Below are 12059 nucleotides of genomic sequence, written 5' to 3' on the forward strand. Positions count from 1 at the left end.
CCGCAGGAGCGGCACGACTACTACCTCAAGGGCCGCGCGATCCAGCGGCCACAAGTCCCCGAAGACGTCAACGCCGCGGCACTGTTTCTGCTGACGCAGTCCAGCGGCTTCATCACCGGTCAGCTGCTGCCCGTCAACGGCGGCTTTGCAATGCATTGACATGAGCACCCCCGTTTCTTGCTCACTTCGTGTATCCAAATCCCCCTCAAGGGGGCAATGCCTGAGGCCCGGCGAAGCCGGTTCCTCGGCATTTCTGGTCAGCCTCTCTCGCGCGCCATCTCTCTGAAAGGAAACCCATGAGCACCACCACCATCCAGAAACCCACCGCCGCGGCCAACGCGCCCGTGTTCAACGAACGCGGCCTGATGGACCCCAACATCCCGCCTGAGGCGGAAACGCAGCGCACCATGATGCGCCAGGAAGGCCAGAGCTTTGCGCAGTGGATGGACAGCCGCGTGGCGCGCAAGTCCACCCGCAGCTACGACTGGGACGCCCTGAAGTTCCAGGCCGACTTCGACCCCAAGTACCGCCGCGCGCAAATGCGCTACGTGGGCACGGGCGGCACCGGCGTGAACAAGGACACCAACACCGTGCCCGCCGCGCACTTCACCTTCTCCACCATGGTGATCCCGGCCGGCAACATCGGCCCTTCGCACATCCACTACGACGTGGAAGAAATCTTCTTCGTCATGCGTGGCGCGATGAAGGTGGTGTGTGAGAAAGACGGCGAGCGCTGGGAAACCATCGTCGGTGAGCGCGACCTGATCTCGGTGCCGCCCGGCGTGTACCGCGAAGAGCACAACGTGGGCGACGAAGACGCGCTGATGTGCGTGATGCTGGGTTCACCCAAGCCCATCACGCCGACCTACCCGCCTGACAGCCCGCTGGCAAAAATCAAAAGGTGAATTTCCATTCGTTCGGTCTGAGTCATCACCCGTTCTGGCTGAGCCTTTTCCCGTTCGGGCTGAGCTTGTCGAAGCCTTCACGCGGTCTTGGTCTGGATGGGCTTCGACAGGCTCAGCCCGAACGGAGATTTGCTCAGCCCGAACGGAGATTTGCTCGGCCCGTACGGAAATTCGCTTAGCCCAAACGGAACTTCGCTCAGACCAAACAGAAATTCGCCCAGCCCGCACGGAGGTTCGCCTCGCCCGCACGGACACATGAACACGCTTCACACACCGCATCCTTCACGCTGACATGACACCTCTTCAAACCCTGGCCCACCATCCGCTGCGCGACGCCGTGCTGGCGGACGGTGCGCGCGTGTCGTACCGCGAGAGCGGCGCGGCGCAGGCGGTGACGCATGTGCTGTTGCATGGCATCGGGTCGGCGTCGGGCAGCTGGGCGTACCAGCTCAGCGCGTCCGCCGGCCAGCCGCTGCGTGTGCTGGCTTGGGACGCGCCCGGGTATGGCCACAGCAGCCCGGTGAACGCCGACTGGCCGCGCGCCGACGACTACGCCGAGCGCCTGTGGGCCTGGCTCGATGCGCTGGGCGTGGTGACGCCGGTGACGCTGGTGGGCCATTCGCTGGGCGCGCTCATGGCGGGCCGTGCGGCGGCGCTGTCGCCGCAGCGCGTGCAGCGCCTGGTGCTGCTCGCACCCGCCGGTGGCTACGGCAACGCCGAGCCCGCCGTGCGCGAGCAAAAACTGCGCGACCGCCTGGCCACGCTGGAGCGCCTGGGCCCGCAAGGCATGGCGCAGGCGCGTGGCGCGGCCATGCTCTCCAGCGCGGCCGCGCCCGAGCTGGTGGAGGCTGTGCGCGAGAGCATGTCGCAGGTGATTCCGGCAGGCTACACGCAGGCCGCGCGCCTGCTCGCACACGGCACGCTTGCGAGCGACCTGCCCACCCTGCGCATGCCCCTGGCGGTGGCCAGCGGCAGCGCAGACGGCATCACCACGCCCGCTGCGTGCCAGGCCCTGGCCGGCGCCGCAGGCGTGCCATGGAATGATCTCGGTTCCGTGGGCCATGCGTGCCCACTCGAAGCCCCCGGCGCGGTGAACGCCCTGCTGGGTCTGAACTGAAGACAAGGAGGAAACACCATGGCCACCGAAAAGAACGACGACCGCTACACCGTGCCCGCGCTCATGCGCGGCCTGCAGCTGCTGATGCTGTTCAACCGCGACGAGCGCGAGCTCACCGGCGCCGAAATCTCGCGCCGCCTCGACCTGCCGCGCGCCTCGGTGTTTCGGATGCTGCAGACGCTGGAGCAAGGCGGCTTTGTGGAGCGCGTGGGCGACGGCGCTTACTACAAGCTCGGCCTGGCCGTGCTGCGCCTGGGCTTCGAGTTCCTCGCCTCCATGGAACTCACCGAGCACGGCCGCCCCGTCATTGAAGCCCTGCGCGACGAGTGCGGCTACTCGGCCCACCTGGTGGTGCGCGATGCGCGCGAGGTGGTGTTCATCTCCAAGGTGGCGGGCCGCAGCGCGCTGTTCCATTCCATTCAGGTGGGCGCCCGCCTGCCGGCGCACGCCACCGTGCTGGGCCGCCTGCTGCTGAGCGACCTCGACCTGCACGCCCTACGCCAGCTCTACCCCGAGCCCGAGCTGCCCAGCTACACCCCCAAGACGCCCACCACGGTGGAGCAGCTCAAGAAGCTGATCGACCACGACCGCGCCAACGGCTATGGCGTGAGCCAGGGGGGCTTTGAAACCGGCATTTCCACCATCGCCGCGCCGGTGTTCAACGACCGCGGCGAAGTCGCTGCCGCCGTGAGCATCAGCGTGCCGGCGCAAAACGTGCAGCCCGGCGAGCTCGACGTGCTCGTCAACCAGGTGCGCCAGGCCGCCGCCCAGCTCACCGAACGCATCAGCCACTCCCCCAACCGGGGTGGCTGGCAAACCAAACCTTCCGAGAAAAAAGTCGCATGAGCCCTACCCAGCCCCGCATCACCGTGGGAGAACTCGCCGTCCGCTTCCTGGAGCAATGCGGCGTGCGCGCCGCCTTCGGCGTGATCTCCATCCACAACATGCCCATCCTCGACGCGTTCCACACGCGCCAGAAGATCCGCTTTGTGTCGGCGCGGGGCGAAGCCGGCGCCTGCAACATGGCCGACGCGTATGCGCGGGTGAGCGGCACGCTGGGCGTGTGTGTCACCAGCACCGGCACGGGCTGCGGCAACGCGGCGGGCGCGATGGTCGAAGCCATCACCGCCGGCACGCCGCTGCTGCACCTCACGGGGCAGATCGAGTCCGACTTTCTGGACCGCGACCTCGGCTACATCCACGAGCACCCGGCGCAGCTGGCCATGCTCAAGTCGGTCGGCAAGGACGCCTTCCGCATCCGCAACCCCGAGACCGCGCTGGCCACGCTGCGCGAAGCGGTGCGCCTGGCGCAAACGCCGCCCTGCGGCCCGGTGAGCATCGAGATCCCGATCGACGTGCAGAAGATGCAGCTCGATCTGCCAGCCGACTTGTCGCCCGTGGCCGTGCCACGCGTGCAGCCGAACCTGGCCGCCGTGGACGCACTGGCCGAGCGCCTCAAGGGCGCCCAGCGCCCGCTGCTGTGGCTCGGTGGCGGCGCACGCGGCGCCAGCGCCGCCGCGCAGCGCCTGGTGGCCATGGGCTGGGCGGTGGTGTCTTCCGTGCAGGGCCGGGGCATCGTGCCCGAAGACCACCCCGCCACGCTCGGCTCCTACAACCTGCAGAAGCCCGCCGAAGAGTTTTACGAAACGGTGGACGCCATGCTGGCCGTGGGCACGCGCCTGCGCAGCAACGAAACGCTGAACTACAAGCTCAAGCTGCCCGCCACGCGCTACCGCATCGACGCCAACCCGCTGGCCGACAACCGCGGCTACAGCAGCGAGCTCTTTGTGCACGGCGACGCCGAGCTCACGCTCCACGCGCTGGCCGACCGCCTCGAAGGCCAGATGCAGATCGACCCCAAGCTGGCCGCCGACGTGAAGCGCGCGCGCGCCGAAGCCGCCTCGCTGGTGGACAGCACGCTGGGCCAGTACAGCAAGCTCAAGAACACGCTGGGCGAGGTGGTGGGCAAGAACCTCTGGTGGGTGCGCGACATCACGCTGTCCAACAGCATGTGGGGCAACCGCGCCCCGGTGCTCGACCACCCGCGCGCCGGCGTGCACGCCCTGGGCGGCGGCATTGGCCAGGGCCTGGCCATGGGCGTGGGCGCGGCCGTGGCCGATGCCGAGCACGCACTCGGCCGGCGCACCGTGTCGCTCTGCGGCGACGGCGGCTTCATGCTCAACCTGGGCGAGCTGGCCTGCGCGGCGCAAGAGAAGGCCAACGTGGTCTTCCTCGTGATGAACGACCAGCGCTACGGCGTCATCAAGAACATCCAGGACGACATCTACGGCAGCCGCCACGCCTATGTGGAACTGCACACACCCGACTTCGCGCAGCTCTGCGCCAGCCTGCAGGTGCCGCACTTCAAGCTGGCCGACCCCACCGCCACCAAAGACACGCTGCAGAAAGCACTGGCCGTGGGCAACGGCCCGGTGGTGGTGGAAGTGGACATGAACGCCTGGGGCCCGTTTGCCGTGAAGTTCGCCGGCCCACCGAAGAAGAAGGAAGCGGCATGACACGCGCCGAGGTGCTCGCATGATCCAGCAGGTCACGCTCATTGGCTGCGGCGCCATTGGCCGCACGCTGCTCGCGCGCATGGCGGGCCACCCCACGGTGCGCATCACGCACGTGGTGGTGTCTGAAGGCCACCTGGCCGAATGCCAGGCCTCGCTGGGCACGGGTGTGACCGTGTGCAGCGAAGTGCCCCCTGAAACCGCCTTGCTGGTGGAGTGCGCTGGCCACGGCGCGATCACCGACCACGTGCTGCCCGCCCTGGCGCGCGGCGTGGAGTGCGCGGTGCTGTCCATCGGCGCGCTGTCCGAAGCCGGCCTGCCCGAGCAGCTGGCCGACGCCGCGCAGCGCGGCGGCACGCGCGTGCACCTGCTGGCCGGTGCCATTGGCGGCATTGACGCGATTGCCTCCGCCCGCCTCGCCGGCCTGGACAGCGTGACCTACACCGGCCGCAAGCCGCCCGAGGGCTGGCGCGGCAGCCCGGCCGAACAGGTGACCAACCTCAGCACCATCACCGAGCCCACGGTGATCCTGGAAGCCTCGGCGCGCGAAGCCGCGCAGCTGTACCCCAAAAATGCCAACGTGGCCGCCACCGTGTCGCTCGCCGGCCTGGGGCTGGACGCCACGCGCGTGCGCCTCATTGCCGACCCGACCGTGACCGAGAACATCCACGAGATCGACGTGCGCGGCGCCTTCGGCGAAATGCGCATCACCATGCGTGGCAAGCCCCTGCCCGACAACCCCAAGACCTCGGCGCTCACGGTGCTCTCGGCCCTGCGCTTCCTGCACAACCGCACTTCCTCGGTGACGATATGACCGAAAAACTGCAAAGCTTCTTCGCCGGCCGCTGGCGCGACGCCTCCGGCCCCGAATACACCACCGAATACCCGCACGACGGCAGCACCGTGGCCCGGCTGCACGCCGCCACCGCCGCCGATGTGGACGAGGCCGTGCAGACCGCCGAGCGCGCCCGCCAGCAACCCGCCTGGGCCAAGCTCAAGCACCACGAACGCGCCGGCATGCTGTACCGCATCGCGCAGGGCATTCGTGAGCGCGGCGAGGAGCTGGCGCAGCTGCAGCGGCTGGACAACGGCAAGCCCATCAAGGAATGCCGCGCGCTGGTGGCGAGTGCCGCCGGCACCTTCCAGTTTTTTGGCGCCGCCGCCGAAACCTGGGAAGACGCCATCACCCCGTCGCGCGGCGACTACCTGAGCATGAGCGTGCACGAGCCACTGGGTGTGGTCGGCGCCATCACGCCATGGAACTCGCCCATTGCCAGCGAAGCGCAGAAGCTCGCGCCCGCGCTGGCGGCCGGCTGCGCCGTGGTGTTCAAGCCCGCCGAAATAACCCCGCGCATGGCGATCGAGCTGGCGCGCATTGCGCAGCAGGCCGGCGTGCCCGACGGCATCATCAGCGTGCTGCCGGGCAAGGGCAGCGTGGTGGGCGATGCGCTGGTGAAGCACCCGCTGATCAAGCGCATTGCGTTCACCGGCGGCACCAACGTCGGCATGGGCATCCAGCGCCTCGCGGCCGAGAAGCTCATGCCCACCTCGCTGGAGCTGGGCGGCAAGTCGCCCACCATCGTCATGCCCGACGCCGACCTGGACCACGCCGTGGCCGGCGTGCTCTACGGCATCTTCAGCTCGTCGGGCGAGTCGTGCATTGCCGGCTCGCGCGCCTTCGTGCACGAAAGCGTGTACGACGCCTTCAAGGCCCGCCTGCTGGAAGGCGTGAAGCAACTGCGCGTGGGCGACCCTTCGCTGGAGAGCACGCAGATGGGCCCGCTGGTGAACCTGGGCCACCGCGCTTCGGTCGAGAAATACGTGCAGTTGGGCCGCGACGAAGGCGGCACCGTGCTCTGCGGCGGCGAGCGCCCCAGCGGCGGCTACTTTGATGGCGGCAGCTACTACCTGCCCACCATCTTTGAAGGCCTGCCCAACAGCGCCCGCATGTGCCAGGAAGAAATCTTCGGCCCCGTGCTCGCGCTGCTGCCCTGGAAAGACGAAGACGACCTGATCGCGCAGTGCAACGACAACATGTTCGGCCTGGCCTCGGGCATCTGGACGCGCGACTTCAAAAGCGCCTGGCGCATCGGCCGCGCGCTGCAGACCGGCACGGTCTGGATCAACACCTACAAGGTCTTCTCCATCAGCACACCGTTCACGGGCGTGAAGATGAGCGGCTACGGCCAGGAGAAAGGCCGCCTCGGCATTCTTGAATACACAAGCCAGAAGAGCTTTTACTGGGGACTGAACGAATCGCCCATGCCCTGGGCAACCACTTGAGAAACACCATGACGTCACGCAGATCCCTCATCGCCCTTGCTTCCCTTCTTGCCCTCCTGGGCACCAGCGCCCACGCGCAGTCCGCCGCTGAAAAGCAGCTCGCCTCCGACAAGTTCACGCTGGTGGCGCCCTTCCCCGCTGGCGGCCCCATCGACACGCTGGCGCGCGTGCTGGCCGATGGCCTGGCCAAGCGCTACAACCAGGTGGCCGTGGTCGACAACGCGCCCGGTGCCTCCGGCAACATCGGCATGGACAAGGTGAAACGCGCCAAGCCCGACGGCCACACGCTGCTCGTGATTCCGGCGGGCAACCTCACGGTGAACCCCACGCTGATGCCGAAGTTTCCGTTCGACATCCAGAAAGACTTTGTGCCCGTGGCCATGCTGGCCAAGACGCCCAACGTGCTGGTGGCCAACCCCGCCACCGGCATCAAGACCGTGGCCGAGCTGATCGCCCAAGCCAAGGCCAAGCCGGACGCGCTTTCTTACGCCTCGCCCGGCGTGGGCAGCGGCCTGCACCTGGCGGGCGAGCTGTTCAAGTCGCAGGCGAACGTGGACATCCTGCACATTGCCTACAAGGGCACGCCGCCCGCCATCAACGACGTCATCGGTGGCACCGTGCCGCTGATGTTCAGCAACCTGCCCACCGTGCTGCCGCACATCAAGAGCGGCAAGCTCGTGGCGCTGGCTGTGACGGACAGCGTGCGCACGCCCACCGCCCCCGAGATCCCCACGCTGGCCGAGCTGGGTGTGCCCGGCGTGGTGGTGCCTTCGTGGTACGGCCTGCTGGCCCCCGCCGGCACGCCGCCCGATGTGGCCGCCCAACTGGCGCGCGACGCTGCCGCCATCCTGGCCGAGCCCGCCGTGCGCGAGCGCCTGCAAGGCCAGGGCCTGAGCGCGTGGGACCTGCAGACCGCCGCCTTCGACACGCACATTCGCGACGAAACCGCGCGCTGGGCCAAGGTCATCAAGGCCCGCAACATCACCATGGAGTGAACGCCGTGAGCGCCGCCCCCGCCAACGAAGCCAACGTGCTCATCACCCTCGTGCTCAAGCACCACGCCGGCCTCACGCTGGACGACGTGCAGGCGAAGCTGAAGGCCAGCGGCTGGTGGGAGCGCTTTCCGGTGGAGGGCACGCGCGTGGTGTCGTGGACGGTGGCCATGGGCCTGGGCCAGATCGTCACGCTCGAAGTGCCGCCGCACTTGCTGGGCCGGGTGAACCTGGAGCTGGAGCGCTCGGCATGGGGCGTGTTCACCACCGAGTGCTACCCCACCTACGACTTCGTGCCCGTGCGCGAACGCATCCAGGAACGCGTGCGCCAGGGTGGGCAGTGATGGCGCTCGCTGAAAAAATCGCGGCACCCGGCGTGCCCGACCTGCCCACCGCCACCTGGACCAACGGCTGGCGCATCGGGCAGGAGGTGGTGATGTCGGGCATGACCGGCCACCCCGCCACGCGCGAAGCCGCCGAACGCGGCGCGCCCCTGGGCGCCTACGACCAGACGCTGGTGGTGCTGAAGAAACTCGAAGCGCTGGTGAGCGCTGCCGGGGGCCACAAGCACAACCTCATCAAGACCGTGGTCTACCTCACCGACATCGCCGACAAGGACGAAGTGGGCCGCGCGCGGCGCGACTTCTTTGGCGGCGTGTACCCCTGCGCCACGCTGGTGGCCGTGCAGGCGCTGGTGTTCCCCGAACTCCGTGTGGAGATCGACGCCTGGGCGCGGCTCGACGTGGACCTTCGTCAAACGCAGACCCTCTCAACCGAAAGCTGAAACACCATGGACCTGGGCATTGCAGGCAAGAAGGCGCTGGTATGCGGCGCGAGCGCAGGGCTGGGCTATGCCTGTGCCGAAGCGCTGGTGAAAGACGGCGTGCACGTCGTCATCGTGGCGCGCACCGAAGGCCCGCTGAAGGACGCCGCCGCCCGCCTGGCCGCGCACGGCGCGGGAGAAGTGAGCTGGCTGGCCGCCGACGTGACCACCGCTGAAGGGCGCGCGCGCATCTTCGCGACGCACCCCGATTTCGACATCGTCGTGACCAACGCCGGCGGCCCGCCGCCCGGCGACTTCCGCACCTGGGACAGCGACACCTGGCACCGCGCACTCGATGCCAACATGCTCGCGCCCATCGAGCTCATCAAGGCCACGGTGGACGGCATGATGGCGCGCGGCTTTGGCCGCATCGTCAACCTCACCTCCAGCGCGGTGAAGTCGCCCGTGGACGGCCTGGGCCTGTCCACCGGCTCGCGCAGCGGCCTCACCGGCTTTGTGGCGGGCCTGGCGCGCACCACCGTGGCACGCGGCGTGACCATCAACAACCTGCTGCCCGGCACCTTTGACACCGCCCGGCTGGCCAGCAACTTTGCCGCGCAAGCCAAGCGCGAAGGCAAGACGCCGGAGCAGGTGCGCGAAGCGCGCATGGCCAAACACCCTGCGCACCGCGTGGGCCAGCCCAGCGAGCTCGGCCACACCTGCGCCTACCTGTGCAGCGTGCACGCGGGCTACATCAACGGGCAAAACATCCTGCTCGATGGCGGCTCGTTCCCGGGCGTGTTCTAGCGCCTGCGCCCTTCATCCCCAGCCCTGGAGACACCCCCCATGACCACGCGCCGCCCCCTGCTGCTCACCGCCCTGGCCACCGTGGCCGCCCTCGCCCTGCCCGCCGGCAGCGCGCTGGCACAGGCCTACCCCAGCAAGCCCATCAGCCTGATCGTGTCGTTCCCGCCCGGTGGCGACACCGATGCGCTGGCCCGCACCTTTGCCGAAAAGCTGCAGGCCCGCGTGGGCCAGCCCGTGGTGGTGGACAACAAGACCGGTGCCAGCGGCACCATTGGCAACGCCTTCGTGGCCAAGGCCGCGCCCGACGGCTACACCCTGCTCTTCACGCCCAACACCATTGCCACCGCACCGCTGGTGCTCAAGCCCGGCACGGGCGCGGTGTACGACCCGCTCACCGCGTTCACGCCCATCATGCTGGCGGGCACGCAGTCGCTGTTTCTGATTGCGCACGCGGGCTCGGGCCTGAACACCGTGAAAGACGTGGTGACCGCCGCCAAGAGCGGCAAGGTGGGCAACTACGCCAGCCCCGGCAGCGGCTCGCCCATGCACATCCTGGGTGAAATGTTCAACCGCGCCGCCGGCATCAAGCTCACGCAGGTGCCCTACCGCGGCAGCGGCCCCGCCATCGTCGACGTGGTGGCCGGGCACATGCCCATGATGTACACCACGCTCGGCCCCGTGGCGCAGTACATCAGCCAGGGCAAGCTGGTGGCGGTCGCCGTGGCCGATGCACAGCGCTCACCGCTGGCGCCCAACGTGCCCACGCTCGCCGAGGCCGGTTTGAAAGACGTGGAAGTGGGCGCATGGCAAGGCTTCATGGGCCCCAAGGGCATGCCCGCCGACGTGGTGCGCACGCTCAACGGCCACCTGAACGAAATTTTGAAAATGCCCGACGTGCAGGCCCGCATGACCACCATGGCGCTGATCCCCGCCGGGGGCGAACCCGCCGCGCTGGCCAAGATCAACCAGTACCACAACGAACGCTACGGCAAGGTGATCCGCGAGACCGGCATCATGGCCGACTGACCGCCGCAGCGCCGCCATGAAAGAAGTGATCGACGTCGGCCTGCCGCCGTTCAAGCAACCCTTTTCCTGGATGGTGCGCTCCGCCGGCGTGCTCTACACCGCGCACGGCCCGGTGCGCGAAGACGGCACGGTGGACACCAACGGCAGCATCGAACAGCAAGCGCGCCTGACCTTCAGCAACCTGCAGCGCGCCGTGGAGCGCGCCGGCAAAACCATGGACGACGTGGCCCAGGTGCTCATCTACATGACCGACGTGGCCGACATGCCCGCCATCGACGCCGTGTACCGCGAGTTCTTCCGCGCACCCTGGCCCAACCGCTCCAGCGCGGGCGTGGCCCTGGTAGTGCCGGGGATGAAGATCGAGATCGTGGCTTACGTGGCTTGATGGGTATCGCACCCGTGGCCAGCCGGGCTGACCACGGAGGGCGACAATCGGTCCCCGTTTGGTCTTCACGCCCTCAGGCTGCGCATGCCCCCTTCGCCTTCCTTGCCTCCCTCGCCCCCCACGCCTGACAGCACCTCCCCCGACGGGTTTTCGTTCAAGCGCATCGCGGTGCCGGTGTATGGCCCGTCGCTGCTGTTTGGCCTGGGCGAAGGCGCCATTCTTCCCATCATTCCGCTGGTGGCGCGCGAGCTGGGCGCCTCCGTGCCCATGGCCGCGCTGGTGATGGCGCTCATGGGCCTGGGCTCACTGCTCAACAACATCCCCGCCTCGCTCATCACCGTGCGCTGGGGCGAGCGCTGGGCCATCGTGGCGGCCGGCTTGTGGAGCGGCCTGGGCATGGCGCTGTGCGTGTGGACGTCGCACCTGGCGTTGTTTGCGGCGGGCTGCTTCATGGTGGGCATGTCGCGCGCCGTGTACAACCTGGCGCGCCAGGGCTACCTGGCCGAAGCCGTGCCCATTGCCTACCGCGCGCGGGCGCTGTCCACGCTGGGCGGCGTGGGCCGCATCGGCATGTTCATCGGCCCCTTTCTGGGCGCGGCGGCGGTGTACGGGGTGGGACTGGCGGGCGCCTTCGGCATCGGCATGGTGGGCGTGCTGGCGGCGGCCGCGCTGGGCTCGCGCATCCCCGATCTGGAAACCCACCACACCCCGGCGGGCCAGGCCCCACCGGCGGCCACCACCATCGCGTCCACCCTGCGGGACCACCGGCGTGTGTTCCTCACGCTCGGCCTGGGCGTGGTGCTGGTGAGCGCGGTGCGCGCGTCGCGGCAAGTGGTCATACCGCTGTGGGCCGACCACCTGGCGCTGGCGCCTGCGGCGGCATCGCTCATCTACGGCCTGGCCGGCGGCATCGACATGCTGCTGTTCTACCCCGCGGGCAAGGTGATGGACCAGAAAGGCACACGCTGGGTCGCCGTGCCTTCCATGGCGATCATGGGCGCCGCGCTGCTCGCCATGCCCTTCACCACCGGCTTCACCACCCTGCTGCTCGCCTCGATGGCGATCGGCTTTGGCAACGGCATCGGCTCCGGAATGATCATGACCCTGGGCGCCAACCACTCCCCCCGCCACGGCCGCGCCCACTTCCTGGGCGTGTGGCGCCTGATGTCTGACGTGGGGTCTTCTTGCGGCCCGGTGCTGCTGTCTTTTCTGGCGGGGAGCTTGTCGCTGGCTTCGGGTATTGCGGCGATTGGGCTGATGGCTTGGGC

14 protein-coding genes are annotated in these 12059 nt (G+C 68.6%); all 14 read left to right on the plus strand.

What is annotated here, in order from left to right:
- The coding region (locus KXJ60_RS21575) for an SDR family oxidoreductase (RefSeq protein ID WP_291132495.1) at positions 1–159 on the plus strand (159 nt) is incomplete at its 5' end.
- 248 nt (positions 160–407) lie between these two features.
- Complete coding sequence (locus KXJ60_RS21580) at positions 408–905, plus strand: cupin domain-containing protein (RefSeq protein WP_291132496.1); 498 nt, start codon at positions 408–410, stop codon at positions 903–905.
- Positions 906–1197: 292 nt separating this feature from the next.
- Positions 1198–2022 (plus strand): alpha/beta fold hydrolase, encoded by an 825-nt coding sequence (locus KXJ60_RS21585; protein ID WP_291132461.1) that lies wholly within the window; start codon positions 1198–1200, stop codon positions 2020–2022.
- A gap of 18 nt (positions 2023–2040) precedes the next feature.
- Entirely contained in the window at positions 2041–2868 is an 828-nt protein-coding gene (locus tag KXJ60_RS21590; protein WP_291132464.1) for an IclR family transcriptional regulator, read from the plus strand.
- Positions 2865–4538 (plus strand): thiamine pyrophosphate-binding protein, encoded by a 1674-nt coding sequence (locus tag KXJ60_RS21595; RefSeq protein WP_291132467.1) that lies wholly within the window; start codon positions 2865–2867, stop codon positions 4536–4538. Before KXJ60_RS21590 ends, KXJ60_RS21595 begins: the two co-directional genes overlap by 4 nt.
- Positions 4539–4557: 19 nt before the next feature.
- Entirely contained in the window at positions 4558–5349 is a 792-nt protein-coding gene (locus KXJ60_RS21600; RefSeq protein WP_291132470.1) for an aspartate dehydrogenase, read from the plus strand.
- On the plus strand, positions 5346–6818 hold the full coding sequence (locus KXJ60_RS21605; protein WP_291132473.1) for an aldehyde dehydrogenase: 1473 nt from the start codon (positions 5346–5348) through the stop codon (positions 6816–6818). The genes KXJ60_RS21600 and KXJ60_RS21605 overlap by 4 nt, the downstream gene beginning before the upstream one ends.
- 8 nt (positions 6819–6826) lie before the next feature.
- Positions 6827–7813, plus strand: coding sequence for a tripartite tricarboxylate transporter substrate binding protein (locus tag KXJ60_RS21610; protein ID WP_291132476.1), 987 nt, complete (start codon positions 6827–6829; stop codon positions 7811–7813).
- A gap of 5 nt (positions 7814–7818) precedes the next feature.
- The gene (locus KXJ60_RS21615; RefSeq protein ID WP_291132479.1) at positions 7819–8154 is read left to right on the plus strand and encodes a hypothetical protein; all 336 of its coding nucleotides are present in this window, start codon (positions 7819–7821) and stop codon (positions 8152–8154) included.
- Entirely contained in the window at positions 8154–8594 is a 441-nt protein-coding gene (locus tag KXJ60_RS21620; protein WP_291132482.1) for a Rid family hydrolase, read from the plus strand. Before KXJ60_RS21615 ends, KXJ60_RS21620 begins: the two co-directional genes overlap by 1 nt.
- A gap of 6 nt (positions 8595–8600) precedes the next feature.
- On the plus strand, positions 8601–9380 hold the full coding sequence (locus tag KXJ60_RS21625) for an SDR family oxidoreductase (RefSeq protein WP_291132485.1): 780 nt from the start codon (positions 8601–8603) through the stop codon (positions 9378–9380).
- 39 nt (positions 9381–9419) lie between these two features.
- Positions 9420–10406 (plus strand): tripartite tricarboxylate transporter substrate binding protein, encoded by a 987-nt coding sequence (locus KXJ60_RS21630; RefSeq protein WP_291132487.1) that lies wholly within the window; start codon positions 9420–9422, stop codon positions 10404–10406.
- Between the two features lie 16 nt (positions 10407–10422).
- Positions 10423–10791 (plus strand): RidA family protein, encoded by a 369-nt coding sequence (locus tag KXJ60_RS21635; protein WP_291132490.1) that lies wholly within the window; start codon positions 10423–10425, stop codon positions 10789–10791.
- An 84-nt stretch (positions 10792–10875) separates the two neighbouring features.
- The coding region (locus KXJ60_RS21640) for an MFS transporter (RefSeq protein ID WP_291132493.1) at positions 10876–12059 on the plus strand (1184 nt) is incomplete at its 3' end.

It is taken from the genome of Hydrogenophaga sp., from assembly GCF_019264445.1.
Lineage (GTDB): Bacteria > Pseudomonadota > Gammaproteobacteria > Burkholderiales > Burkholderiaceae_C > Hydrogenophaga.